Origin of the sequence: Georgenia soli (assembly GCF_002563695.1) — a bacterium.
Taxonomy (GTDB): Bacteria; Actinomycetota; Actinomycetes; order Actinomycetales; family Actinomycetaceae; genus Georgenia; species Georgenia soli.
Genome location: NZ_PDJI01000004.1, coordinates 3,774,515 through 3,799,413, shown reverse-complemented (window position 1 = coordinate 3,799,413; position 24,899 = coordinate 3,774,515). Strand labels below are relative to the sequence as shown.

Here is a 24,899-nt window from a genome sequence, read left to right as displayed (position 1 = left end):
AAACAGTCAGGCTACGTCCGATCTGACATTCGGTGCAGAACCTACGTCTGATCCGACGGTCGGTGCAGAACGGCTCGCAAGGTCCGCAGCACACCGGGGTCCGGCGGCGTGCCGCGCAGCGCGGCGGCTCCGAGGGACCGCGCCGCCCACGTTGCGCCGCCGACCCCGTCGGCGGGACCGGTCGCCGCCGCGCAGTGGGCGAGGACCGTCAGCCCCAACCAGGCCGTCTCCTCGCGCGGCGTCATCCAGGGCTCCGCGCGTCCCGGGTCGTCGGCCAGAGCCCGTGCGGAGACGGCGGCGAGGTCCTGCATGTCCAGGGAGAGCTCACGCCGGGCCGCCCGGCCCTCCGGGCGAGCCACTGTGCCCGCCCCCACGTGGTCGAGGGCGTCCGCGCAGCTCGAGAGCACCCGGGCGACGTACGAACGCAGCATCGGCGCCGCGCTCCGGCGGCCGACAGCGAGCAGCACGCCGACGGCCACCGCTACCCCGACGGTGGTGTCGAGCAGGCGCTCGGCGACCACCGGCCAGACCGTGCCTGTGCTCCCGGCAGTGGCGATGGTCAGCGCGAGCGGGGTGATGAAGGTGACAGCGACGGCGTAGTTGCGCGGGATCGCCAGCTCGACCGTCCCCTGCAGCAGGACGACGAGGAGCACGGTCGCCCACGGTCCGAGATCGAGCCAGGAGACGAACGCGAAGAGCCCCAGACCCACGACGGTGCCGACGAGCCGGTGCCGGGCCCGGATCAGCGATCGCCGCCGGTCCAGCCCCTGGTGCAGGACGAGCGCGGCGACCATCATCGCCCAGTACATGTGGTCGGTGGACATCGTCAGGGCGATCAGCCCGGCGACGAGGACGCCCACCGCCACCCGCCCGGCCGCGCTGAGCGCCACGGTCGGGCTGCGGAGGTCACGGCGCAGCATGTGCCAGGGGCTCGGCACGCCGAGCGGGACCTCCGCGAGATCCGCCTCGAGGTCGGGGTCGGGCGACGTGCCCGGGAGGAGATGGGTGGTGTACGCGCGGTGCACCGACCGGAGCTCGGCCACCCGCGAACGGGCCGACGGCCGGACGGAGACGGAGTCGCCGCCGGCCCAGAGCACCTGCCACGCGTGGTGCAGCGCCGCCGCGGCACGATGCGAGAGCTCGGGGGCGGCGGGATCTCCCGGGCTGGCGCCGACGAACCGTTCGACGGCGGACCGTGCGGCCGCGACCGCCCGCTCCTGCGGCCCGGCCGGGGCACGGAGGAGGTCGGCGAGGGCGACGGGGACGGCGCAGGCGGCACCGACCGCCGTCGCCAGCACCATCTGCGCCGGCTCGGCCTGCCCGTGGGACGGGATGAACCCGGCCACCCCGGCCACCATGATGAAGAAGAACGCTCCAGGGATCCCCACCCGCAGCGCGTGGCAGACGAACGTGGCCACGGCACCGACGGCGGTGAGCAGGGCGACCGCCGCCCACCCGACCCCGGCGGTGAACGCCCCGAGCGCCGAGACGACGACGAAGCCCAGCGCCACCGCCACCAGCAGCCGGACCCGGTTCCGTGCGGGCCGCCCGGCACCGTAGAGCACCGTGAAGGCCCCGGTGGAGGTCATCAGGCCGAAGTCGTGGTGCCCGAGGAGCGTGGCGGTGGTGAGGGGGATGCCGATCGCGGCGGCGGCACGCAGTGCGGTCGGCCAGGCCAGCGAGCGGAGGTCCTCCCGGGTGGGTACCCGCCAGGTCCGCTCGCGCACGCGTCAACTCCTCGGGCTCTCTGGTGTGGTTCTGTCGTCGAGGCTATCCGTGGCCGCGGACATCGTGCCCGAGGAGAGGTCGTGGCGCTCACCACCCGCGCACCGGCCGACGGCGGGAAGCACGAGCGGCCTCGCGCGGTTGTCCCCGACGAGAACCGTCTGCCCGCTCGGTCGGGACCTACCGTGGGCGGCAGCGGTCCCACGGGCAGCCGGGAGCGTGCCAGTCTGTCGATCGGAGGACCATGAGCGTCGAGGAGCCACCCAGCCGGCTGGGGCCGCGTGAGCTGGGGCTCCCGCCGTCGGGACTCGGGGCACGGGCCACGGTGGTGCAGGTCTCCAGCGCGTTCTGCGCCCCCTGCCGCGCCGCTCGCACGGTCGCGGCACGGGTGGCGGCCACGGCGGAGGGGGTGCGGCACGTCGAGGTCGACGTCGCGGGCCACGAGACCCTGGCGGCCGACCTGCGCGTCGTCAGCACGCCCACGGTCCTCGTGCTCGACGCCGACGGCGTGGTGCGCGAGCGTCTCGAGGGCGTGCCGCGGCTGGCGTGGCTCCGGGACGCGGTCCACCGGGTCGGCGGGAGTGGCCCGACGTCCGGCTGAGCGCTGCCCCCGCTACGCCCGGGTGCCGACGAGCGAGGCCACGATCCGCTCGACGAGGTCCGCCGTCTCGCGCCAGTCGGCGACCGCGCGGGTCGGGATCCCGAGCCGCTTGACCGGGTAGTCGTTCCCGCCCTCGTCGAGCCGGTCGCCGATGAAGAGCATGTCCGCCAGGTCGATCCCGGTCTGCTCGCTCAGGCGCACCATGCCGTAGGCCTTGTCGACGCCTGCGCGCGTGATGTCCACGGAGGTCGAGCCGCCCGAGCGGACCTCGAGGGTGGGCAGGAGCCTGGCGACGGCGTCGCGCAGCATCTCCTTCTTCTCCCCCGTGGGGTCCCACGCCTTCTTCGCCTCGAGCGGCGCCTCCTGGCCGAGGGCGGAGAAGGTGATCTGCGAGCCCCGGTCCTCGAGGATGTCGCCCCAGGTCTGCTCCTCCCACAGCCCGAGGCGACGCGCCTCCCCCTCCAGCGCCGTGAGCGCGTCCGTGCGCTCCTCCTGCGTGAGGCCGTGAGCGTAGACCTGCTTCCACTCCCCGCCCGTGTGGCGCAGGTAGCGGGTGCCGCAGGTGGGCATGAGGTGCAGGCGGGAGAGCTGCTCGTCGGTGGCGCTGAGGTGAGCGAGCACCTGGTCGCGGAACTGGCCGAAGTGACCGCCCGAGATGATGCACACCGGCACCGCGTCCAGGAGCGACGTCAGCGCCCTGCCCATCCGCTCCGGCATGGGCGACTTCGAGGGGGCGAGCGTGTCGTCCAGGTCGAACGCGATGAGACGCACGTGATCCGTCACAGCAGTCCTCTCGGGAATGTGCGGCGGGCCCGGCTCACCGGGCCCCGCGGCAGGTCCGCGCGCGGCGCGGAAGGTCGTCGCCGATTATGCCCTGCCCGGACGGCGCCGGGCACAATGCCCCTCATGAGCGCACTCGGCAGCATCACCCTGAACGACGGACACCTCCTGCCGGCCATCGGGTTCGGCACGTGGCGGGTGACGGGGGACGAGGCGACCGATGAGGTCCGCTCCGCGCTCGAGGCGGGCTACCGCCTCATCGACACCGCCGCCAGCTACGGCAACGAGGAGGAGGTGGGCCGCGCTGTCACCGGCTCCGGCGTGCCGCGCGAGGAGATCGTTGTCACCAGCAAGCTCCGGGGCGCCGACCAGGGCTACGACGCGGCCCTGCGCGGGTTCGAGCGGACGCTCGGCGCGCTCGGGCTCGACCGCCTCGACCTCTACCTCATCCACTGGCCGCTGCCCGCGCGCGACCTCTACGTCGAGTCCTGGAAGGCCCTGGTCCGCCTGCGCGAGGAGGGCGCCGTCCGCTCCGTCGGGGTGTCGAACTTCACCGCCGCCCACCTGGACCGGCTCATCGACGAGACGGGGGTGACGCCGGCGGTCAACCAGATCGAGCTGCACCCGGGCCTCGTCCAGGAGGAGATGCGGGCGGCGAACGCGGCCCGCGGCATCGTGACCGAGTCCTGGGGCCCGCTCGGGCGCGGGAAGGGCCTGCTGGACACCCCGGCGGTGCGCGAGGTGGCCGCGGCACACGGGGTCTCCCCGGCCCGCGCGGTCCTGCGCTGGCACCACCAGCTCGGGGTCGTGCCGCTGCCGAAGTCAGCGGACCCGCTGCGGCAGCGCGAGAATCTCGACATCGCCGGCTTCACCCTCTCCGACGAGGAGATGGCCCGCCTGGGCTCGCTGCCCCAGCGCCGGCTCGGCGGCGACCCGGACACCCACGAGGAGTAGCCACCGCCCCTCCCGTCCCCGTTCTCAGCGAGTGGTCATCTCCTCGCTGAGTCGTCATCTCCTCGCCGAGTGGTCATCTCCTCGCCGAGTCGTCATCTCCTCGCCGAGTCGTCATCTCCTCGCCGAGTCGTCATCTCCTCGCCGAGTGGTCATCTTCTCCGTGCTCGTGGGATCGCACGGGGAAGAGGACCACTCACGGAAGAAGTGACCACTCACGGAACAAGTGACCACTCACGGAAGAAGTGACGAGTCACGGAGAAGATGACGAGTCACGGAGAACGTGACAGTCACGCCACTTCGTGGGCGCGGTAGTGCGTGGCGAGGCGGGCGAAGCCCTCGTCGAGGCTGACGGCGGGCTCCCAGCGGAGCGCCTCGCGCGTGCGGCGCAGGTCGAACCAGTGCGCGGTCGAGAGCTGCTCGGCGAGGAACCGGGTCATCGGAGGCTCGTCCACGCCCGGGCGCACCGCCCAGAGCCGCTCGACGACAGCGCCCGCGGCGCGGGCCAGCGCACCCGGCACCGACCACGCGGGCGGAGCAACCCCGGCGGCCCGGCACATCCCGGCGATCAGCTCCGCCACCGGCCGCGGCTCGCCGTTGGTCACGACGAACGCCTCGCCGCGGACCTCCTCGGCCCGGTCGAGCGCGGCGACGATCGCGCTGACGGCGTTGTCGACGTACGTGGTGTCGATCAGGGCGGCGCCCGAGTCGAGGATCGGCAGCCGCCCCGCGGCCGCGCGGTCGACGACGCGCTGGACCAGCTGCGTGTCCCCCGGCCCCCACACGATGTGGGGCCGCACCGCGACGACCGCGAAGCCCGGGGCGTCCGCCGCCAGCGCGGCCAGCTCCGCGGCGGCCTTGGTGCGGGCGTAGCTGCCCCGGGCCAGCTCGGGCGTCGCGGTCCGCGCGCCGTCGCCGACGATCGAGGTGCCGGTGTGGGCGACGGACGGCGAGGAGACGAGGACGAACCGGCTCGCGCCGGCGGAGCGGGCCGCGTCGAGGAGCAGCCGCGTCCCCTCGACGTTGACGCGCTCGAAGTCGGCGGGGTCGCCGGCGAAGGAGACTTTCGCGGCGAGGTGGACGACGGCGTCCTGGTCCGCGGTCGCCGCGGCGACGGCGGCCGGGTCGTCGACCGAGCCGAGCACCTGCCGGGCACAGGGGACGCCGGCCGGGCGCCGCTGGAAGGTGGTGACGTCGTCGCCGCGGGCGCTCAGGGCGGTGGCGACCCCGCGGCCGAGCATCCCGGACGCGCCGGTGACGAGGACCCTCACGGCCGGCCCGCCCGCGCCCCGGCCAGCATCCGCGCGGCCCAGTCGGCGATCCGGGCGCGCTCCACCTTGGAGTTGTGCCGCACGTCGGTCGGCACCTCGGGCACGCGCAGCACGGCGGCCACCGGCACGGCGACGGCGGACCGGACGGCGCGGGCCAGCCCCTCCGGGGCGAGGGACGGGGCACGCCGGGCCCCGGCGTGGAGGGCCGGGTCGGTCTCGACGACGACGGCGACCTGCTGGGTCCCGACCGGACCGACGCCCACGGCGGCGGCACGGACGACGCCGCGCACCGACATCGCGTCGTTCTCGACCTGCACGGGCGTGACCACGCCGTCGGCCGTGACGATCACGTGCGCGAGGCGGCCCTCGATCCACAGGCGGCCGCTCGCGTCGAGGTGGCCGACGTCGCCGGTGCGGTGCCAGCCGGGCCACGTCGCGGAGCGGTCCTGGGTGGCCCAGAGCTGGTCGTAGCGGTCCTTGAGGTTCGGGGCGGTCACCAGCACCTCGCCCGTGACGCCGGGGGTGGCGGTCGGCTCGCCGGTGGCGGCGCCCGTCGCGTCCAGCGGGACGATGCGGATCTGGGCGTCGGGGACGGGCGTGCCGACGCAGCTGCCGTTGCCCGCGCCGGCCACGGCGCCCGTGGCGGCGTCCGCCTCGGCGGCGCGGATCTGGTCCAGGGAGACGTCGGTCAGCGGCAGCACCTCCGTCATCCCGTACGGGGTGTGCGGCTCGGCGTTCGGCATGACCTCCAGCACCTGCGCCAGGCGCGTCGAGGAGATGGGGGCACCGGCCGAGAGGAAGAGCTGCACGCCGGCGAGGGCGTCCCGCTGCTCCGGGGTCAGGTCCCGGGCGGTGCGCACGACGTTCGCCAGCGCCGACGGCGAGGCGAAGACGGCGTAGGCGTCGATCGCGGCGACCGCGTCCGCGAGGGCCCCCGCGCGCAGGGTGCCGGGTGCGGTGACGTCCATGTCCGGCGTCGCGCTGGTCGCGCCCACCGCGGTGCCGATGAGGGCGAACGGCGCGAAGCCGGCCACGAAGGGCCGCTCGGGCGAGATCCCGAGGGTGGCCGCGACGACGGAGCACATCCCCGCCAGGCCCCGGTGGGTGTAGACGACGCCCTTCGCCGGCCCGGTGGAGCCGGAGGTGAAGAGGATGGCGGCGTCGTCCTCGGGCGCGGGCTCGGCGGGCAGCGCGGTGCCGGCGGCGGCGAGCGTCGCGCCGCGGGCCAGCAGCTCGCGCAGGGAGCCCGCGATGCCGATCGTGCGGCGCCGGCTGTGGGCCGTGCGCGGCGGGGTGTACCCGGCCTCGTGGCCCCGCGGGACGACGACGAACTTCTGCCCCGGCCAGCCGAGCGCCCGGGCCGCGACCATCGCCCGCTCGATGCCGAGGATGTGGTCGGGGTAGGCGCCGCGGACCGCGCGCGTGAGCCCGCGGACGCCGAGACCGGCGTCGGCGAGGACGACGACCGCGCCGATGCGCAGGCACGCGAACAGGGCCGTCGTCAGGTCCACGCCGGGCGGGATCAGCAGGCTCACCCGGTGCCCCGGGCGCACGCCGGAGTCGACGAGGCCGAGGGCCAGGTGCTCGACCCGGCGGGCGAGATCCGCCCAGGTCAGCTCGCTCGTCCCGCCCGGGGAGAGCGCGACGACGGCGGGGGTCTCGGAGCCGGAGAGCTCGTCGAGCGCGGCGTACAGCGGGCGGTACTGCCCCGCCACGGGCGCCGGCAGCTCGGCGGCGACCTGGTCGGGCGCCGCGGGCCGGCCCTCGAGCCGGCGCCGCAACCAGGTGACCACGGTCCCGGCGACGTCGGCGTCCTCGACCACAAGGTGCCCGGCGCCCTCGAACCGGTGGATATCGGCGTGCGGCAGCCGATCCCTCAGGTCGCGCAGGTAACGCTCGTAGAAGACCGGGTCCTTCGGGCCCCACATCAGCAGGGCCGGGACGTCCAGGGCGGCGACGCCGCCGGCGATGCGGGCCAGCTCGGCGTGGCTGGGGTGGCCGGCGTCGACGGGGATGTCCTCGACGAACGTGCCGATGCCTCGGCGGTCGTCGGCCGTGCGGTACGGGGAGCGGTACGCCTCTCGCACCTCCGGCGCCAGCGCGGGGCTCGCGAGGGAGAGGGTGACGTCGAGGAACGCCGGGGTCACCGTCGTCGCCCCGGCGTGGACGGAGCGGTGCCGGGCCAGGCGCAGCAGCGCGGGGACCCGCTTCTCGCCGGGCTGGTGGACGGCCGTGTTCGTGAGGATCAGGCCCGCCAGCTCGCGGGGGTGGTCCACCGCCCAGCCCATGGAGACGACGCCGCCCCAGTCATGGCCGAGGGTGACCACGGCCAGGCCGTCCCAGCCGGGGCCGGACAGGCCGAGGTGGTCCGTGAGCGCGCCGAGCTGGGCCACCCGGTCGGCGAGCCGATGGTGCGCGCCGGTGTGCTCGGAGAAGCCCATCTCCAGCTGGTCGACGGCGACGACGCGCCAGCCGGCCTCCGCACCGGCGGCCAGCACGGACCGCCACAGGTAGGACCACGTGGGGTTGCCGTGCACGCACAGGACCGTGCCGTGCGGCGCGCGGCCGGCCGGGAGGGAGGACGTGTTGTCGAGGTAGTGCCAGGCGTGCCCGGCGACGACCGCCCGGCGGGACCAGGACGGATCGACTCCGGGCCAACTCACCAGGCCAGCTCCAACATCGCGGTGTTCAGGCCCGAGCCGACGCCGAGGCACATGACCCGGTCGCCGGGGCTGAGGGTGTCGGCCTGCTCGGACAGCGTCATGGCGATCGCCGCCGGCCCGACGTTCCCCCACCGGTCGAACGTGATGGGCACCGCGGCAGGGTCGAGGTCCACCGCGTCGATGATCGCCTGCGTGTAGGGCGTGGAGATCTGGTGGGTGACGTAACGGTCCATCCGGGACCAGTCCCAGCCGTCACCCTCGGCCTCGCGCCACGCGTCGACGACGAGCTTCAGGCCCTTGGCGAGCAGGTTCTTGGTGTCGGTGGTCATCTTGCCGAAGGAGCCGACGCACAGCTCGTGGTGCTCCGTGCCGGCGCGGGCGACCCCGCCGAGGATCCGGTGGCCGTCGGGGCGGTCGGAGGCGCGACCGATCACCGCGGCGGCGGCGCCGTCGCCGAGGGTGAGGGAGGCGAACTGGTTCTGGTAGTCCTCGCGGGTGACGTCGTCGGCGGTGAGGCGGGCGATCGTGTCCTCCTGCGTGCGGCGCACGTCCTCGGCGTTGACGATCACGGCGTAGTCGATCTGCCCGGCGTCGATCATCGCCGACGCCATCTGGACGCCGTTGACGAAGCCGACGCAGGCGTTGGTGATGTCGAAGTTGAGCGCCCGGCTCGACAGGCCCATGCGGTCGTGGACACGCACGGCCACGGAGGGCTCGAGCTGGTTGCGCGAGACGGAGGTGTTGATGAGCAGCCCGACGTCGCCGGGGTCGACCCCGGCCTCCGCGAGAGCCTTCGACCCGGCCTCGGCGGCCATGTCCTCGAACGCCGTGCCCTCCTCCCACCAGCGCCGTTCACGCACCCCGGAGACGCGTTCGAGCAGGTTCCTGGGCAGCCGCAGGGCCTTGCGGGCGACGGCGAGCCGGTCCTCGAACTCGGCGGAGGTCACCACCCGGGGCGCCTCGATGTGGGACAGACCCACTATCGCGCTGTCGCGGTACCGGAACGTCGCGTTTCCCAGTTGGCTCACCGTCCAAGGTTACGAAGGGGCGACGCGGGCACGCACGCCGGTGACGGCGGCCTGGGACAACAGTCACAGACGAACGACGGCGGGAAGGTCCCGGCCGCCGGCGTCGGGGTGTGGCACCCGGTCGTCGATGCGTCCATCATGCCAGCCGGTTCACGGGCGCCGCCCCGCAACGACCGCGGACCCCGGGCGCCGCACGGACTGCGAGCCCGGGCCCCGACGCTACTCTCGGCCCATGGCGTCCAGCGCGAAGGTGATGGAGGTTCCCGGGCCCGACGGTCCCCGGCAGGTGCGGGTCTCGAGCCCCGACCGGCTCATGTGGCCCGACGACGGCGTCACCAAGTGGGAGCTGGCCGAGTACCTGGTGGCCGTCGGCGAGGGGTTCCTGCGCGCCGTTGGTGACCGCCCCGTCACGCTCCAGCGCTTCCCGGAGGGCGTGCAGGGCGAGGAGTTCTTCTCGAAGAACCCGCCGCGCGGGGTGCCGGAGTGGGCCAGGACGGTGATGTGCACGTACCCCTCCGGCCGCCGTCACCCGCAGCTGGTGGTCGACGAGCTCGCGACCGCCGTGTGGGCGGTGCAGATGAACACCGTGACGTTCCACCCGTGGCCGGTGCGTGCGGCGGACAACGACCGCCCGGACGAGCTGCGCATCGACCTCGACCCTCAGCCCGGTCTCGGCTTCCCCGAGGCGGTCGAGGCCGCCTTCGGCCTCCGGGCCCTGATGGAGGAGCTCGGCCTGACGCCGTGGGTCAAGACGTCCGGGAACCGGGGCGTCCACGTCTACGCGCGGGTCGAGCCGACGCACGAGTTCCTCGACGTGCGGCACGGCGTGATCGGCATCGCCCGCGAGCTGGAGCGGCGGATGCCGGACCTGGTGACGACGGCGTGGTGGAAGGAGGAGCGCGGGGAGAAGGTGTTCGTGGACTTCAACCAGGCCAACCGCGACCGCACGATCGCCTCCGCCTACAGCCCGCGCCCGCTCCCCGGGGCGCCGGTGTCCATGCCGGTGCCGTGGGACCGGCTGCGGGACGTCTCCCCGCGCGACTTCACCGTGCGGACGGTGCCGGGGATCGTCGCGGCCGACGGCGACGCCTGGGCCGGCATGGGGAGCACCCTCGGCCGCGTGGGCCCCGCGCTCGAGCTGTGGGAGCGTGACCTCGCCGACGGTCTCGGCGAGCTGCCGTTCCCGCCGGAGTACCCGAAGATGCCGGGCGAGCCGCCCCGCGTGCAGCCGAGCCGCAAGCGCATGGAGGGGTAGCGCGGCTCAGCGCTGGAGCACGTCGTCGAGGTCGTACGCCAGCGGCCGCTCGATCTGCTCGAGGGTGCACGAACGGGGGTCGCGGTCCGGGCGCCAGCGCAGGAACTGGGCCGAGTGGCGGAACCGGGCGCCCTCCAGCTGGTCGAACTTCACCTCGACCACCCGCTCGGGCCGCAGCCGCACGAAGCTGACGTCCTTGTTGGCGCTGAAACGGGAGCGGTCGGTCTCGCCGCGCACGGCCTCGCCGCTCTCGTCGCGCACCACCAGATCGTCGAGCTCGTCCACGAGCTCCCTGCGGCGCCGGTCCGTGAACGCGGAGATGCCGCCGACGTTGAAGAGGTTCCCCGCGCCGTCGTACATGCCCAGCAGCAGGGAGCCGACCCCCGAGCCGGACTTGTGGACCCGGTAGCCCACCAGCACCGCCTCGGCGGTGCGGGAGTGCTTGATCTTCAGCATCGTGCGCTTCCCCGGCTGATAGGTGGACCTCAGCGCCTTGGCGACGACGCCGTCGAGCCCGGCCCCCTCGAACGTGGTGAACCACTCCTGCGCCACCGCGGCGTCCCGGGTCACGCGCGTGAGATGCACGGGTGCCCCGACGGCGAGCGCCGACATGGCGTCCTCCAGCCGCTCGCGGCGCCGCGCGAAGGGGGCGTCCATGAGGTTCTCGCCGTCCAGGCACAGCAGGTCGAACGCCACGAGCTCGGCGGGCGTCTCCACCGCGAGGCGGCGCACCCGGGACTCCGCCGGGTGGATCCGCTGGGAGAGCGACTCCCAGTCCAGGCGCTGGCTGCCCGGCTCGCCCCGCCGGACGACGATCTCGCCGTCGACGGCGCACCGCTCCGGCAGGTGCTCGCGGGCCGCCTCCACCATCTCGGGGAAGTACCGGGTGAGCGGCTTGCTGCCGCGGCTGGCCAGCTCGACGTCGTCGCCGTCACGCAGCACGATGCAGCGGAAGCCGTCCCACTTCGGTTCGTAGGAGTAGCCGCCGGCGACGGCGTCCGGCTCGGGCACGGCCGGGACGGACTTCGCGAGCATGGGCGAGACGGGCAGGGCGATGGGCAGGTCCACGGGCCCATCGTGGCCGGGACCGGCCCCGGCCGCTACAGGTGGTGCGACTCGGGCTCGTCGAGGAAGTCGCCCTCCGCGTCCTCCTGGAGGGGGTTGCGAAGGAGGTAGACGACGGCGAGCCCCAGCCCTCCCCACACCACGAGGATGGCGACGATCATCATGACGATCGCGGTGGTGGTCATCGTGAGGCCTCCGTCGGTCCGCCCAGCCGCGCGGCACTGGCCGCGAAGCCGGGGATCGGGTCAGGGGTGAAGTCGTCGACCGGCCTTCGCCAGCGCACCGCGGTGTAGGCGAACGAGGCGATGACCATGAGGGCGACGGCGCCCCAGCCGACGATGTTGACGAACGTCCACGGGTAGCCGCTGTACGGCTCGGTGACCAGCTCCATGACGGTGCGGACGAGCATGTAGGCCAGCGCGACGGGGACGACGATCCCCACGAGCACCCGCCACCACGCGCCCACCCGGGCGGTGGAGACCAGGTTCAGGTGCGCCTGCAGCTCGGGAAGCTTCCGCAGGCCGAGGCCGGTGATGAGGCACATGAGGATCGCCGAGGTGACCACGCCGATCTCGTTGGTGTACTTGTCCACCGTGTCGAGCATGGCCAGCGACGAGGTGGTCGAGTACAGCGCCAGCGAGATCACCGCGCAGAGCCCGCCGATGAGGACGGAGACCTGCACCCGGCTGAGCCCGAACTTCTCCTGGAAGGCGGCGGAGACCACCTGGAGGATCGAGATCAGCGACGTGAACCCGGCCAGGGTCAGCGAGGTGAAGAAGAGCACCCCGAAGACGGCCCCGCCCGGCATGAGGGAGATGATCTGCGGGAACGTGATGAACGAGAGCACCACGCCGGTGATGCCCTCCAGCTCGTCGACGGCGACCCCCTGCTGGAAGGCCATGTAGCCCAGGGTGGCGAAGACGCCGATGCCCGCGAGGACCTCGAAGGAGGAGTTCGCGAAGGCGGCCACGTACGAGACCGGCACGAGGTTCGACCGGCGGCGCAGGTAGCTCGAGTACGTGAGCATGATCCCGAAGGCGATCGAGAGCGAGAAGAAGATCTGGCTGTAGGCCGCGATCCACACGCCCGGGTCGCTCAGGGCGGCCCAGTTCGGGGTGAAGAAGGCGTTGAGGCCGTCCATCGCGCCGTCGAGGAAGAGCGCCCTCACCACCAGGACGAGGAAGAGGACGACGAGCAGCGGCAGGAAGATCTTGTTGGCGCGCTCGATGCCGCGGGCGACGCCCAGCGCGATGACCACCAGGGTGACCGCCCACAGCGCGACCATGGGCCAGAAGATGCCCCCGACGACGTCCCCCGTGATGGTGGGGCCGGCGTCCTGGAGGAAGTCGCCGATGAAGAAGCCGGCGGGGTCGTCGCCCCAGGCGAGCGATACGGAGAAGAAGGCGTAGCGGATCGCCCAGACGATGATGACCGTGTAGTAGGTCGCGATCATGAAGGCGATCGCCACCTGGAACCAGCCCAGCGGCTCGAACCGCCTGCCGAGCCGCCGGAAGACCGTCGGCGCGGACCCGCGGAAGCGGTGGCCGAGCGAGTAGTCGAGCAGCAGGATCGGCACGCCGGCCGTCAGCAGCGCCACGAGGTACGGGATGAGGAACGCGCCGCCGCCGTTGTCGTACGCCACGCCGGGGAAGCGCCAGATGTTCCCCAGCCCGATCGCCGAGCCGATCGCCGAGAGCAGGAACCCGAGCTGGCCGGACCACTGCTCCCTCCCGACGTCGGTCGCTGCCTGTCCCGCCATGGTGTTCCCTCCGTCGGGTTCTTCGTCCGCCACCGCCCGGCCGCGGCCGGGCTGGTGCCGATCGTGCGTCAAGGCCCAGGTCGCGGGCGATCGTAGGCGTCGGCCGCGACGGACGCCCAGAGTAGCCACAGAACGGACCGACGTCTCTCCCTCGTCCCGGAAGCCCGGTCCGAGCCGCCGCCGTCGACCCTTCTCCGGCACCATGGCCTCGCCGGCCCCGCCGGTCAGGACCACCCCCGAAGGACACGAGGAACCCATGCTGCGCAGCACCGACCGGATCCAGACCACGCACGCGGGCTCGCTCCCGCGCACGCCCGAGCTCATCGCCGCCAACGCGGCGCGCGAGGCGGGTGGCGAGGCCGAGGGCTTCGCCGACCTGCTCCGCACCGCCGTGACCGATCTCGTGCGGCGCCAGCTGGACCTCGGCATCACCGTGGTCGGCGACGGCGAGTTCGGCAAGTCCATGAGCTCGCCCGTGGACTACGGCGCCTGGTGGTCCTACTCCTTCCAGCGCACCGGCGGCCTGGAGATCGACGGCGACGACTCCTGGATCACCGAGCAGGTGCTCTCCTCCCCCGGGAACGTCCGGCTGACCGGCTTCGGTCACCGTCGCGACCGGCAGCGCTTCGCCGACGCCTACGCCGACCCCGAGTCCGGCATCTTCACCGGCGGGCCGAAGCCCTTCCCGAGCGTGACGGGACTGCTCACCTACACCGGCCACGCCGCCATCGCCCAGGACACCGCGAACCTGCGCGCGGCGCTCGAGGCCACCGGCGCCCAGGAGGGGTTCATCACCGCCCTCTCCCCCGGCAGCGCCTCGCGCATCACGAACAAGTACTACGGCTCCGACGAGGAGCTGCTCTACGCCTGGGCCGACGTGCTGCGCGAGGAGTACCAGGCCGTCATCGACGCCGGCCTGGTGCTGCAGATCGACGACCCCTCGATCGCGGAGAACTTCGACCAGATCGAGCCGGAGCCCTCCGTCGAGGACTACGTCGCCTTCACGGAGCTCCGCGTGGAGGCGCTGAACCACGCCCTGCGCGACCTCCCCCAGGACCGCATCCGTTTCCACCTGTGCTGGGGCTCCTGGCACGGTCCGCACACCACGGACCTGCCGATGAAGGACATCGTGCGCACGATGCTCAAGATCGACGCCGGCGCCTACTCCTTCGAGGCGGGCAACGTCCGGCACGAGCACGAGTACAAGGTCTGGGACGACGTCGCGCTGCCCGAGGGCAAGCTCATCCTCCCGGGCGTCGTCTCCCACGCGACGAACGTCGTCGAGCACCCCGAGCTGGTGGCCGACCGCATCGAGCGGTTCGCGCTGCGGGTGGGCCGTGAGAACGTCGTCGCCTCGACCGACTGCGGGCTGGGTGGGCGGATCCATCCCCAGATCGCCGTCGCCAAGCTGGAGGCGCTCGCGCAGGGCGCGGAGCTCGCCACGCAGCGCCTCTGGGGCTGACGCGCCGCGGACGCCGCGCGGCCCGCACCGGACGCCGCGCGGCACGGCCCGGACGCCGCGCGGCACGGCCCGGCACGACGGCGCCCGCGACGTGGGAGCATGGACGCCGCAGCCGGACGCCCGAGGAGAGAAACCATGCCCACGCCGCACATCGCCGCCGAGAAGGGCGACTTCGCGCCCGCCGTCCTCATGCCCGGGGACCCCCGGCGGGCGGAGCGCATCGCCGCCCAGCTGATGCCGGACGCGCGGAAGGTCTCCGACGTGCGCGGCATCGGGGCGTACACGGGCACCGTCAACCGCAGGCCGCTGTCGGTCATGGCGTCCGGGATGGGGATGCCGTCGCTGGGCATCTACGCCAACGAGCTCTTCCGCGAGTACGACGTGCAGCGGATCATCCGCGTCGGGACCGCCGGCGGCCTCTCCTCCCGGGTGAAGGTGGGTGACGTCGTCGTCGCGCTCGGCGCCCACACCGACTCGGCGATGAACACCACCCGGATCCCCGGGATCCACTTCTCCGCCGTCGCCTCCTACCGGCTCGTCGCCGCCGCGGTGGCCGCCGCGGAGGGGGCCGACGACGTCCACGTGGCGCCGGTGGTCTCCCGCGACCACTTCTACGGCAACCCGGCGGAGCAGATCCGGGCGCTGGCCGACTACGGCACGCTCGGCGTGGAGATGGAGGCCGCCGGGCTGTACGGCATCGCCGCCCAGTACGGCCGCGAGGCCCTCGCCGTGCTCACCATCTCGGACCACCTTCTCGACGGCTCGCGCGACATGAGCGCCGAGGAGCGCGAGAGCAACTTCCAGCGGGCGCTGACCCTGGCGGTGGCCGCGGCACACTGCTGAGCCGACCGCCCGGCACACCACCTGGAGCACGTCAAGCCCCCACGCCGGGGCGACGGGATACCCCGTTGCGCGCCCGCGAGGGGTGGCGCATGCTTGAGTGACGACGATCACTCCAGAGTGGGAGCACGGTCATGGACAACGATCACGACATGCTGCCGATGCTCGGGCGGGGCAAGCACCGCAACCCGCGCAAGGGTGCGTGCTTCATGGAGCTGGCCTCCTACCTCGCCGGCGAGCGGTGGAGCGACCGGCCGGCGTGCACGCACCGCCTGCTGGCCCACCTCGCGCGGCTCGTCAACGACTGCACGTCCGACGCCGCGCGGCCGCACCTGGCCCCGCTGATCCCGTCGGTCATCGGGCTCACCAGCACGGACCTGCGCTGGGACCACGAGATCGCGCTGCTGACCGCGACCACCGCTCTGCCCGTCGTCGCCGAGGAGACCCAGCGGTCCCTCGCGGTAGGGGCGCTGAGCGTGGACCGGATGCTCGCCGCCAGCGACGGCCGCGACCCGGACACCCTGCGCACCTCCACGGCGTGGGCGCTGGCGGACGCGCCACTGGCGGCCGAGTGGGCCCGCCGGTTCATCCGGCAGGGGGTGGTGGGCCCGGTGCGGTTCCACCCCGGCCCGGTCATCCTCGACTTCGCCGTCCCGGGCATCGCCACGGCGTGCATCCCGGACGCGGACGAGCGGCTGCGCCGGCTGCTCACCGAGGCGATCGCCATCTGCCGGGAGCTGGCCGGCAAGGGGTCGCGGTGGGAGACCGTCACGGCCTCACCCGAGCGGCTCGAGCCGGAGCAGTGGCGAGGGGTCGTCGCCCCGGCGAAGATCGGCTGATCGAGGCCGCGGGTCTCACCCTCCGATCCTGCCCGGGTGGTCCGGTTTTCACCCCGACGTCGCCCTCGAATGCGGCCGTGTGCCGAATCTCCGCAGGTAGTGTCCAGATCCTGACGGAGGGAGGCGAGGCACCATGACAAAGCAGTCGACGCCCGTCGAGCCGCACGCGACGGCCAACGCGGAGGAGCCGGCACCGGCCCCCGTGCGGCGCGGCCCGGGACGGCCCCGCCACGCGGACACCGAGGAGCGGGCCTACCGCGCCGTGCTCGAGCTGTTCGGGCACCGCGGCTGGGCGGGCCTGAGCCTCGACGGCGTCGCGACGCACGCCGGCATCGGCAAGTCCTCGATCTACCTCCGCTGGAAGGACAAGCGAGACCTGCTGCTGGACGCGCTTCGCGACCTGGAGCGCCGGTACGTCACCCCCGAGGAGACGGAGGGGATGACGCTGCGCGACTACCTGGTCGCCCACGCCACCGCCCGCGCCAACCTCTATCTCGGCGAGCACGGCCCCGCGATCTCCCACCTGTACTCGGCCGCCCTCGCGAACCCCGACGAGTTCCAGGAGATCCGGCAGGAACGGATCAGCAAGGGCGTGCTGTCCCTGGAGGACCGGGTGCAGCGCGCGGTGAACGACGGCGAGCTGCCGCCGGACACGCCCACCCGCGAGTTCCTCGACGCGATCGAGGGCGCGATCCTCGTCCACGTGCTGGTCAGCTCGCCCGACACCATCGAGGACATGCGGGCGAAGATCGACGACTACGTCGCGACGCTCGTGGACATCCAGCTGCGCGGGGTGGGCGCCGCCGTCTGACGCCTCCGGGGCGGACCGTACAGGGCGGGGTCAGGGACCGCCGGAGATGCCGGACCGTCCGGCCGACCCCTCTGTCACACCCGCGAGCCGTCCGGCTTCCACAGTCCCGAGACGCCGCGCCGGTGCGAGCCGAGGAGGTGGGTGTCCACGATGCCGATCGCCTCCATGAGGGCGTGCATGGTCGTGGGGCCCACGAACCGGAAGCCCCTGCCGCGCAGGTCCTTGGACAGCGCGACGGACTGGGGCGTCGTGCTCGGGACCTCCTCCATGGTGCGGGGCACCGGGGTGCGCTCCGGCCGGTAGGACCAGACGAGCGCCTCGAGACCGCCGTCCGCCCGCAGCTCGACGGTCGCGCGCGCGTTCGTGCGGGTGGCGAGGATCTTCGCGCGGTTGCGGATGATCCGTGGCTCCCCCATCAACCGCTCGACGTCCTCGTCGCTCATCCCGGCGACCGCGTCGGGGTCGAAGTCGTGGAAGGCCTCCCGGAAGGCGGGGCGCTTGCGCAGGACGGTCGCCCACGACAGCCCCGCCTGGAACGCCTCGAGGCTCAGCCGTTCGAACACCGCCCGCTCGCCGCGCACGGGCACGCCCCACTCGGTGTCGTAGTAGTCCCGCAGCAACGGGTCGGTGGCGGCCCAGGCCGGGCGGGCCAGACCGTCGGCACCGACGACGACGCTCGGCGCGCTCACGCGGCACTCTCCAGGGCGAGCAGGGTGCGCTTGACGTCGAGCCCAGCGAGGTAGCCGCCGAGGGAGCCGTCCGACCGCAGCACCCGGTGGCACGGCACCACGAGCGGCACCGGGTTGGTCGCGCACGCCGACGCCGCTGCGCGCACGGCCCGGGGGCGGCCGGAGGCGGTGGCGAGCTCGGTGTAGCTGACGGTGCGGCCGTAGGGCACGTCGGTGAGGTGGGCCAGCACCTCCCGCCGGAAGCCGGCGGCCAGCCGCAGGTCCACCGGGACGTCGAACGTGCGCCGCCTCCCGGCGAAGTACTCGTCGAGCTGGTGGGCGAGCGCGTCGAGCCGCCGGGGCGCGTGGAGGATGCGCGGGCTCACGGTGCGGGCGAGGCGCGCGAGGGCGGCGTCGTGGCCCTCCAGCTCGAAGGCGACGCGCACGAGCCCGGCGGGCGTGGCGGCCAGCAGGAGCCCGCCGACGGGCGAGTCGACGGTGCGGTAGGCGACGTCGAGCAGCTCCTCCTCCTCCGCCCGTGCGGCGAGGCGCTCGTGCAGGTGGTGCAGGTCCTCCGGCGCGACGTCGTGCAGGGCCGAGAGCACGCCGGTGCCAGCCGGGTCGGTGGTGGCCGGGTCGGTGGTGGCCGGGTCTGTGATGGCCGGGTCTGTGGTGGTCATGGTCATGCCTCCAGGGTCTTGCGCAGGTGACGGATGCCGTCCGCGGCGGCGCGGCGCACGGCCGGTGCGGAGCCCCCGACGACGGCGGCCACCTCGGTGTACGGCAGGCCGAGCAGGTGGTGGAACGCGATCGCCTCGCGCTGACGCTCCGTCAGTGCCCGCATGGCGCGCCACAGGTCCTCGTGCGTCTCGGGCGGGTGCGTCGTCGTCTCGGGAACCTCCGCGACGGGACGGGCCCGACGCGCCCGGGCCCGGTGGTGGTCGACCGCCTTGCGCCGCGCGATGGTGACGAGCCAGGCCTCGACGTTCGCGCCGTCGTCGAGGCCGGGGTAGGCCCGCAGGGCGGCGAGGAAGGTCTCCGACCACACGTCGTCTGCCTCCACCGGGCCGACGAGGGCGCGGCAGAGCCGCAGCACGGCGGGACCGTGGTCGCGGACCACGTGGTCGAAGGGCTTCACGACAGGTAGACGCTCCGGCTCGCAGGTTCGTGAGGTGTGTCCCGAATGATCACACGCCTCGCCCACGCGGCGGGACGCTCCTCCACAGGTGCGGCCGGGGCCCCGCCGGTCGGGAGAAGTCGGCGAGAACGGTGGGGGCGAGCGCTCCCCGGCCGGCGCTCAGGAGCCGTCGGTGAGGAGGGCGGGGGCGAGCTCGGGCCGGCGGGCGCCGAAGTGTGCGGGGTCGAGCGCGTCGGCGATGCGGCGCACCGTGTCGCGCATCTGGTCGGAGCCGACCTCCAGGCTGTCGACGACGGCGTCGAAGAGCCTGACGTGGAGCGCCTCGGCCTGCTCGAGCGCGACCCTCCCGGTCTCCGTGACGTGGATCAGCCGGGGTCGGCCGCCGCGGGAGAGCGGGTGGTGGTGGCGGGCGAGCAGCCCGCGGCCGACGAGCCCGTCGCAGGTGGCCCGGGCCGCCGCGTCCGCCTGGCCGGTACGGCGGGCGACGGCCCGCGGGTGGTCGGCGCCCTCGGCCACCGCCCGCAGCGCCTGCATCTCACCGAGCCGCAGCCCGGTGAGCCGTTCGATCGCCCGCGAGATCTGCTCCTGCGACCGTGTCATCGCGGTCATCTGGTCGACGAGGTCGAGCGTCTCGGCGAGATCGTTGCCGGGCTGGGCACGCCTGACGGCGGAACGTGCGCGGCGGGCGGCCACGTCGACGTCGACGGTGGGGCCAGGGTCCGGTGCTGCGTTCGTCACGTCCTGTCCAACGAGGGGTCACGGCCCTGTGTTCCGACGTCTTTCACGGAGGGGCTTCGGCCGTCGCGCGTCACGCGGGTCAGACAGCAGACCCCGGCCGGTCAGAACAGGACCGCCTGGTACTTCAGCAGGATCGCCGCGGCGAGGAGGACGAACCAGACCACCTCGACGGCGTAGTCGACGCCCATGCGCAGCCACCCGCACAACCGCTCGTGCAGGGCCGGGCGCAGGCCGAAGGTGTTGTCCATGATGTTCACCCGCAGCAGGGAGGTGAAGACGGTGGTCGTGGACACCGTGACCAGGAGGCACCACGGGCAGAGCGAGCCGATCACGAAGAACGACTGCGCGAAGAGCCAGTACGCGAAGCCGAACCCGATGAGGTAGACCACCTGGGCGGCGTTCATGAACCAGCGCGGGAACCGCACGCCGCCCAGGGAGGCGACGGCGAGGGTGATGACCACGGGCTCGGCGATCAGACCGAGGAAGGCGTTCGGGAAGCCGAGGACGCTCGCCTGCCACGCCTGGGCGACGGCGCCGCAGGAGATCGCCGAGTTGATGTTGCAGGACAGTACGACGTCGGGGTCGGCGGCCAGGCGCACCGCGTCGATCGAGAGCACGAGGGAGGCGACCAGGCTGAGCAGCGAGGAGGCCAGCATGACGACGAAGGCGTTGCGGCGGGACCTCCCGACCCGCTCCGGGCGGTCGTCGAGCAGGTCGGGCGCGAAGGCGGGGGCCGTGGGGTTCATGCGGTGTCCCGGGGTCGGAGGTGGTGGTGACCGGGACGCCCCGGCCGGCGGACCCGGGAAGTACCGCGTCCGCCTTGTACGAATCGTCCCGTGCCGGCCCGCGGCGACGGCGGGACGTAGGTCCTCGCACCTCCCGCCGCCGTCAAGGCTTCTCAGCCGTCCTCGCGCCGGTGCAGCTCGGCCACGGCGCGGAGCTTCTCGACGTCCAGGCGTTCGGCGTCTGCGACGGCGATCCGCACCGGGGTGACGGCCGTCAACGTCGAGGTGCGGGCGCCGCCCTCGAGGACGGCCCGCTCCCCCAGGACCGCGCCGGGTCCCACCTGGGCCACCTGCCGGCCGTCGACCTCGACGTCCAGGACGCCGTCGAGCAGGAGGAAGAGCTCCTCGCCCGGCTCGCCCTGGGTGGTGATGGTGGCGCCGGCGGGGGCCCGGCGGATCTCCGGCCGTCCGTTCCCGCGCATGATGCCCTCCGAGAGCTGACGTTCCACGGCCGTCTCGGCCTCCACGACGAGCGCCTCGGAGTCCTGCTCGCCCCAGGGCGTGCGGGGCCCGAACGAGTGCGCCATCCAGCCGTCGAGGTCGGTCAGCCCGCTCTTGAGGCTGAGGGTGCCGTCCGGGCCGTAGACCCAGTGGCGCGGGAAGACGCTCGCGCCCGGCATGGCGATCTCGGTGCTGCCGTCGGCGCGCAGCGTCAGCGCCAGCGTCGTCCACACGATGGGGGCCTGCCACAGGACGAACGGCGCGTGCGGGACCGGCCGCGGCAGCGGCACACCGGTGCGCCCGCCCACGGTCTGGGTGAAGTGGACGCTGCCGTCCTCGACCACGGGCTCCTGCTGCAGGACCGGCAGGGCGTAGCCGCCGAAGGTGGCGCCGACGCTGGCGACGCGCACGGTGGTCGAGCCCATGACGATGCCGGACTCCGGGGCGAAACCCCACTCCAGCGGCGTGCCGAGCTCGTCGAACTCGGCCCAGGCGCTGAGGTGGTTGACGAACCGGAAGCGGTCGTCCGCCCGGAGGCGGTGGACCTGCTCGAGGGTCGTGAGCGAGTCCACCGGCGGATTGTCGTAGTGGGCGAGGCCCACGTCGAACCCCGCCCGGAGCCACCCGCTCACCGAGTCCGACGGGATCCACGACAGCGACAGCATGCTCGACTCGACCCGCATGGGGACCTCCGTGGTCAGCGCCAGTGCCAGTCCTGGCCATTCAACACGACGGGTCCCACGGGGTGAAGGGCCTTTCGGCGACACCCGTCCGTTGGGGCCGGCACGCACGGCGGCGGCTCCGTGCGGTGGCTCCGAGCCGTGGCACCCGCGCGCGCCGCGGGGCCCACGCTCAGCTGTGCGTGACGAGGCCCCGGTGCCAGGCGGTGACCTCGGCGTCGAGCTCGGCCCTGCGGGCGTCGTCGACGAACGCGGACTCCACCCCGTTGCGCGCCAGCGTCAGCAGCTCCTCGGGACCCAGCGCGAGCGCGTCCGCGACCTGCCGGAGGTTCTCGTCGACGTACCCGCCGAAGTAGGCGGGGTCGTCGGAGTTGACGGTCACCACCAGGCCCGCCTCGAGCATCGTGCGCAGCGGGTGGTCCGCGATGGTGTCGACCACGCGCAGGCGGACGTTGGAGAGGGGGCAGACCGTGAGGGGCACCCGCTCGTCGGCGAGGCGGCGGACGAGGACCGGGTCCTCCATGGCGCGCACGCCGTGGTCCACGCGCTCGACGCGCAGGATGTCGAGCACGTCCCAGACGTTCTGCGGCGGCCCCTCCTCGCCGGCGTGGGCGACGGCGTGCAGGCCGTGGGCGCGGGCGAGGTCGAACGCGGGCGCGAACTCGGAGGCGTGGCTGGTCAGCTCGGTCGAGCACAGGCCGACCCCGAGCAGCGGCGCGTCGAGGGTGAGCAGCTCCTGCAGGGTGGCGAGCGCCTCGGCCCCGGGCAGGTGGCGCAGGAACGTGACGATGAGGCCGGTGGTGATCCCGTGGTCACCGCCGGTGGCGAGCGCGGACGTGACGCCGTCGATCACCTCCGCCGCGCGGATGCCGCGACCGGTGTGGGCCTGGACGTCGAGGAAGACCTCGGCGTGACGGACGCCCGCCTCTCGGGCCCGGGCCAGGTACGCCGTCGTCAGGTCGTGGAAGTCCTCCGCGGTGCGCAGCACCGCCATGTTCGCGTAGTAGAGGTCCAGGAAGCTCTGCAGGTCGGTGAAGGAGTAGCGCGAGCGGAGGTCGTCCAGGTCGGCGTACGGCAGCTCGACGCGGTTGCGCTCGGCCAGGGCCATGATCAGCTCCGGCTCCAGGGTCCCCTCGAGGTGGACGTGGAGCTCGACGGCGGGCATCTGCATCCGCACAGTATGGCCACGGTCACGTGCGGGCGACCACGATTTCGCCCTCGGCGCGTTTCGGCGGGGCCGCTCCGGAGCCCGTTGGCGACAACTGGCGACCGAAAGTGGCTGCCGCGTGGACGCCCGACCCCTGAGCCGGTACGTTGACGCCCGACTCACACCGATGTGATCCCAGCCACACGATCAGGGGGCCTGATGACAGACCACGATCCCGAGTCGCACCTGCCGCCGCACCACAACCCGCTGCCCGAGCTCGACGAGCGGGCGCCGGGCTACCGCACCGTGACGGCGGAGGAGTTCGTGGCGGCGCAGAACTCGGCCGAGTTCGCTGAGCTGCGGCGCCGCTTCCGGACGTTCGCCTTCCCGTGGACCGTCGCGTTCCTCGCCTGGTACTTCTCCTACGTGCTCCTCTCCACCTACGCGGAGGGGTTCATGTCCACGCCCGTCCTGGGCCACATCAACATCGGCCTCCTCCTCGGGCTCGCCCAGTTTGCGACGACCTTCCTCCTGACGTGGCTGTACGTCCGCCACGCCAACCGCAACCTTGACCCGCTCGCGTCCAAGATGCGGGCCGAGCTGGAGGGAGACGCCTGATGGACGTCGGAAACCCGTTCCTCAACATCGCGATCTTCCTCGCGTTCGTCGTCGTCACCCTCGTCATCGTCGTCCGCGTCTCGAAGCAGAACACCACGGTCGGCGACTTCTACCACGGCGGCCGGTCCTTCTCCGGCCGCCAGAACGGCATCGCGATCGCCGGCGACTACCTCTCCGCGGCCTCGTTCCTCGGCATCGTCGGCGCGGTCGCGCTGTACGGCTACGACGGCCTGCTGTACTCGATCGGCTTCCTGGTCGCCTGGCTGGTGGCGCTGCTGCTCGTGGCCGAGCCGCTGCGCAACACCGGCAAGTACACGATGGCGGACGTGCTGAGCTTCCGGATGCAGCAGCGGCCCGTCCGGACCGCCGCCGCCACCTCCACGCTCGCCGTCACCTTCTTCTACCTGCTCGCCCAGATGGCCGGCGCGGGCGGGCTCGTCGCGCTGCTGCTCGGCATCGACAGCGCGACCGGCCAGGGGCTGGTCATCGCCGTCGTCGGCGCCCTCATGATCATCTACGTCCTCATCGGCGGGATGAAGGGCACCACGTGGGTGCAGATCATCAAGGCCGTCCTGCTCATCATCGGCACCGCCCTGATGACGGTGTGGGTCCTCGTCCTGAACGGCCTGAGCCTCTCGGACGTCGTCGGCGCGGCCATCGACGTGCACCCGGAGGGCGCGCGCATCGCCGAGCCGATGCTGCAGTACGGAGCCTCGGAGACCTCCAAGCTGGGCTTCGTCTCCCTGGCGATCGCCCTCGTCTTCGGCGCCGCCGGCCTGCCGCACGTGCTCATGCGCTTCTACACGGTCCCCACCGCCAAGGAGGCACGGCGCTCGGTCAGCTGGGCGATCGGCCTGATCGGCGCGTTCTACCTCTTCACCATGGTGCTGGGCTTCGGGGCCGCCTACCTCGTCGGCGCGGACGCGATCAAGGCCGCCCCGGGCGGCGCGAACTCCGCCGCCCCCGCCCTGGCGTACGAGCTCGGCGGCACCCTGCTGCTCGGCATCATCGCCGCCGTCGCCTTCGCGACGATCCTCGCGGTCGTGGCCGGGCTGACGATCACCGCCTCGGCGTCCTTCGCGCACGACATCTACAACGGGGTGCTGAAGGAGGGCAAGGCCGACCCCGCGCAGGAGGTGAAGGTCGCCCGCCGCACGGCCGTGACGATCGGGGTGATCTCCATCGTCGGCGGCGTGCTGGCGAACGGGCAGAACGTCGCGTTCCTCGTCTCGCTGGCCTTCGCGATCGCCGCGAGCGCCAACCTGCCCTCGATCCTGTACTCGCTGTACTGGAAGCGGTTCAACACCCGCGGGTCGGTGTGGAGCATCTACGGCGGGCTGATCTCCGCGCTCGTGCTCATCGTCTTCTCCCCCGTGGTGACCGGGTCGGAGACCGCGATGATCTCCAGCATCGACATCGCGTGGTTCCCGCTGTCGAACCCCGCGATCGTCTCCGTGCCGCTCGGGTTCTTCCTCGGCTGGCTCGGATCCGTGACCTCGAAGGAGCACGACGCCGTGAAGCAGGCGGAGATGGAGGTCCGCTCGATGACCGGCGCCGGCGCCGAGAAGGCCGTCGTGCACTGACGAAGCACCTGATCGACGGAAGCACCGCCGGAAGGGGCGGACGGGCCCGCA

24 protein-coding genes are annotated in these 24,899 nt (G+C 73.2%); 9 read left to right on the top strand and 15 right to left on the bottom strand.

Annotated features, from left to right (window positions below):
• Positions 1-41: 41 nt before the first annotated feature.
• A complete protein-coding gene (locus ATJ97_RS18540; RefSeq protein WP_098485015.1) occupies positions 42-1,727 on the bottom strand; it encodes an FUSC family protein in 1,686 nt (561 codons plus the stop codon).
• 242 nt (positions 1,728-1,969) lie between these two features.
• Here ATJ97_RS18540 and ATJ97_RS18535 point away from each other — a divergent pair, with 242 nt between their 5' ends.
• Positions 1,970-2,326 (top strand): thioredoxin family protein, encoded by a 357-nt coding sequence (locus ATJ97_RS18535; RefSeq protein WP_098485014.1) that lies wholly within the window; start codon positions 1,970-1,972, stop codon positions 2,324-2,326.
• 12 nt (positions 2,327-2,338) lie between these two features.
• Here the strand turns inward: ATJ97_RS18535 and ATJ97_RS18530 are convergent, their stop codons facing one another.
• Positions 2,339-3,109, bottom strand: a complete 771-nt coding sequence (locus ATJ97_RS18530; protein ID WP_098485013.1) for an HAD-IIB family hydrolase — start codon at positions 3,107-3,109, stop codon at positions 2,339-2,341.
• A gap of 123 nt (positions 3,110-3,232) precedes the next feature.
• On the opposite strand from ATJ97_RS18530, the gene ATJ97_RS18525 reads away from it, so the two are divergent.
• Complete coding sequence (locus ATJ97_RS18525; RefSeq protein WP_098485601.1) at positions 3,233-4,060, top strand: aldo/keto reductase; 828 nt, start codon at positions 3,233-3,235, stop codon at positions 4,058-4,060.
• A 287-nt stretch (positions 4,061-4,347) separates the two neighbouring features.
• On the opposite strand, the gene ATJ97_RS18520 is transcribed toward ATJ97_RS18525, so the two are convergent.
• Genes ATJ97_RS18520 through ATJ97_RS18510 form a run of 3 tightly spaced genes read right to left on the bottom strand, consistent with a single transcriptional unit; the run spans position 4,348 to position 9,019 of the window.
• Positions 4,348-5,328 (bottom strand): NAD-dependent epimerase/dehydratase family protein, encoded by a 981-nt coding sequence (locus ATJ97_RS18520; RefSeq protein WP_098485012.1) that lies wholly within the window; start codon positions 5,326-5,328, stop codon positions 4,348-4,350.
• Positions 5,325-7,991: an alpha/beta fold hydrolase gene (locus ATJ97_RS18515; RefSeq protein WP_245862734.1), complete on the bottom strand. Its 2,667-nt coding sequence runs from the start codon at positions 7,989-7,991 to the stop codon at positions 5,325-5,327. The genes ATJ97_RS18520 and ATJ97_RS18515 overlap by 4 nt, the downstream gene beginning before the upstream one ends.
• Positions 7,988-9,019 (bottom strand): 3-oxoacyl-ACP synthase III, encoded by a 1,032-nt coding sequence (locus ATJ97_RS18510; RefSeq protein WP_098485011.1) that lies wholly within the window; start codon positions 9,017-9,019, stop codon positions 7,988-7,990. Before ATJ97_RS18510 ends, ATJ97_RS18515 begins: the two co-directional genes overlap by 4 nt.
• Positions 9,020-9,251: 232 nt before the next feature.
• Here ATJ97_RS18510 and ligD point away from each other — a divergent pair, with 232 nt between their 5' ends.
• Positions 9,252-10,274, top strand: coding sequence for a non-homologous end-joining DNA ligase (gene ligD / locus ATJ97_RS18505; RefSeq protein WP_098485010.1), 1,023 nt, complete (start codon positions 9,252-9,254; stop codon positions 10,272-10,274).
• Between the two features lie 6 nt (positions 10,275-10,280).
• Here the strand turns inward: ligD and ATJ97_RS18500 are convergent, their stop codons facing one another.
• The 3 genes from ATJ97_RS18500 to ATJ97_RS18490 are packed head-to-tail and all read right to left on the bottom strand — an operon-like array spanning position 10,281 to position 13,098.
• Complete coding sequence (locus ATJ97_RS18500) at positions 10,281-11,342, bottom strand: ATP-dependent DNA ligase (RefSeq protein WP_098485009.1); 1,062 nt, start codon at positions 11,340-11,342, stop codon at positions 10,281-10,283.
• A gap of 32 nt (positions 11,343-11,374) precedes the next feature.
• Complete coding sequence (locus ATJ97_RS18495; RefSeq protein WP_098485008.1) at positions 11,375-11,524, bottom strand: methionine/alanine import family NSS transporter small subunit; 150 nt, start codon at positions 11,522-11,524, stop codon at positions 11,375-11,377.
• Positions 11,521-13,098, bottom strand: coding sequence for a sodium-dependent transporter (locus ATJ97_RS18490; RefSeq protein WP_098485007.1), 1,578 nt, complete (start codon positions 13,096-13,098; stop codon positions 11,521-11,523). The genes ATJ97_RS18495 and ATJ97_RS18490 overlap by 4 nt, the downstream gene beginning before the upstream one ends.
• A gap of 256 nt (positions 13,099-13,354) precedes the next feature.
• Here ATJ97_RS18490 and ATJ97_RS18485 point away from each other — a divergent pair, with 256 nt between their 5' ends.
• The 4 genes from ATJ97_RS18485 to ATJ97_RS18470 all read left to right on the top strand — a co-directional run bounded on the left by ATJ97_RS18485 (position 13,355) and on the right by ATJ97_RS18470 (position 17,050).
• A complete protein-coding gene (locus tag ATJ97_RS18485; RefSeq protein ID WP_098485006.1) occupies positions 13,355-14,560 on the top strand; it encodes a cobalamin-independent methionine synthase II family protein in 1,206 nt (401 codons plus the stop codon).
• A 135-nt stretch (positions 14,561-14,695) separates the two neighbouring features.
• Complete coding sequence (gene deoD, locus ATJ97_RS18480; RefSeq protein WP_098485005.1) at positions 14,696-15,403, top strand: purine-nucleoside phosphorylase; 708 nt, start codon at positions 14,696-14,698, stop codon at positions 15,401-15,403.
• A gap of 131 nt (positions 15,404-15,534) precedes the next feature.
• The gene (locus tag ATJ97_RS18475; protein WP_245862732.1) at positions 15,535-16,239 is read left to right on the top strand and encodes a hypothetical protein; all 705 of its coding nucleotides are present in this window, start codon (positions 15,535-15,537) and stop codon (positions 16,237-16,239) included.
• A gap of 133 nt (positions 16,240-16,372) precedes the next feature.
• Positions 16,373-17,050: a TetR/AcrR family transcriptional regulator gene (locus tag ATJ97_RS18470; protein ID WP_098485004.1), complete on the top strand. Its 678-nt coding sequence runs from the start codon at positions 16,373-16,375 to the stop codon at positions 17,048-17,050.
• Positions 17,051-17,124: 74 nt separating this feature from the next.
• Here ATJ97_RS18470 and ATJ97_RS18465 read toward each other — a convergent pair whose 3' ends face one another.
• The 7 genes from ATJ97_RS18465 to ATJ97_RS18435 all read right to left on the bottom strand — a co-directional run bounded on the left by ATJ97_RS18465 (position 17,125) and on the right by ATJ97_RS18435 (position 22,671).
• Entirely contained in the window at positions 17,125-17,739 is a 615-nt protein-coding gene (locus ATJ97_RS18465; RefSeq protein ID WP_098485003.1) for a DNA-3-methyladenine glycosylase I, read from the bottom strand.
• Entirely contained in the window at positions 17,736-18,398 is a 663-nt protein-coding gene (locus ATJ97_RS18460) for a methylated-DNA--[protein]-cysteine S-methyltransferase (protein WP_098485002.1), read from the bottom strand. Before ATJ97_RS18460 ends, ATJ97_RS18465 begins: the two co-directional genes overlap by 4 nt.
• 2 nt (positions 18,399-18,400) lie before the next feature.
• Entirely contained in the window at positions 18,401-18,856 is a 456-nt protein-coding gene (locus tag ATJ97_RS18455; protein WP_098485001.1) for an RNA polymerase sigma factor, read from the bottom strand.
• Positions 18,857-19,015: 159 nt separating this feature from the next.
• Positions 19,016-19,594 carry a MarR family winged helix-turn-helix transcriptional regulator gene (locus ATJ97_RS18450; RefSeq protein WP_098485000.1) on the bottom strand — a complete coding sequence of 193 codons (579 nt, stop codon included), beginning with the start codon at positions 19,592-19,594 and terminating at the stop codon, positions 19,016-19,018.
• 101 nt (positions 19,595-19,695) lie between these two features.
• Positions 19,696-20,340 (bottom strand): vitamin K epoxide reductase family protein, encoded by a 645-nt coding sequence (locus ATJ97_RS18445; protein WP_098484999.1) that lies wholly within the window; start codon positions 20,338-20,340, stop codon positions 19,696-19,698.
• A 152-nt stretch (positions 20,341-20,492) separates the two neighbouring features.
• Positions 20,493-21,503 carry a cyclic nucleotide-binding domain-containing protein gene (locus tag ATJ97_RS18440; protein ID WP_098484998.1) on the bottom strand — a complete coding sequence of 337 codons (1,011 nt, stop codon included), beginning with the start codon at positions 21,501-21,503 and terminating at the stop codon, positions 20,493-20,495.
• A 169-nt stretch (positions 21,504-21,672) separates the two neighbouring features.
• The gene (locus tag ATJ97_RS18435) at positions 21,673-22,671 is read right to left on the bottom strand and encodes an adenosine deaminase (RefSeq protein WP_098484997.1); all 999 of its coding nucleotides are present in this window, start codon (positions 22,669-22,671) and stop codon (positions 21,673-21,675) included.
• Between the two features lie 195 nt (positions 22,672-22,866).
• Here ATJ97_RS18435 and ATJ97_RS18430 point away from each other — a divergent pair, with 195 nt between their 5' ends.
• Together ATJ97_RS18430 and ATJ97_RS18425 are read left to right on the top strand one after the other, a co-directional pair.
• On the top strand, positions 22,867-23,265 hold the full coding sequence (locus ATJ97_RS18430) for a DUF485 domain-containing protein (protein ID WP_098484996.1): 399 nt from the start codon (positions 22,867-22,869) through the stop codon (positions 23,263-23,265).
• Positions 23,265-24,848 (top strand): solute symporter family protein, encoded by a 1,584-nt coding sequence (locus tag ATJ97_RS18425; protein ID WP_098484995.1) that lies wholly within the window; start codon positions 23,265-23,267, stop codon positions 24,846-24,848. The genes ATJ97_RS18430 and ATJ97_RS18425 overlap by 1 nt, the downstream gene beginning before the upstream one ends.
• The last annotated feature ends 51 nt before the right edge of the window (positions 24,849-24,899 follow it).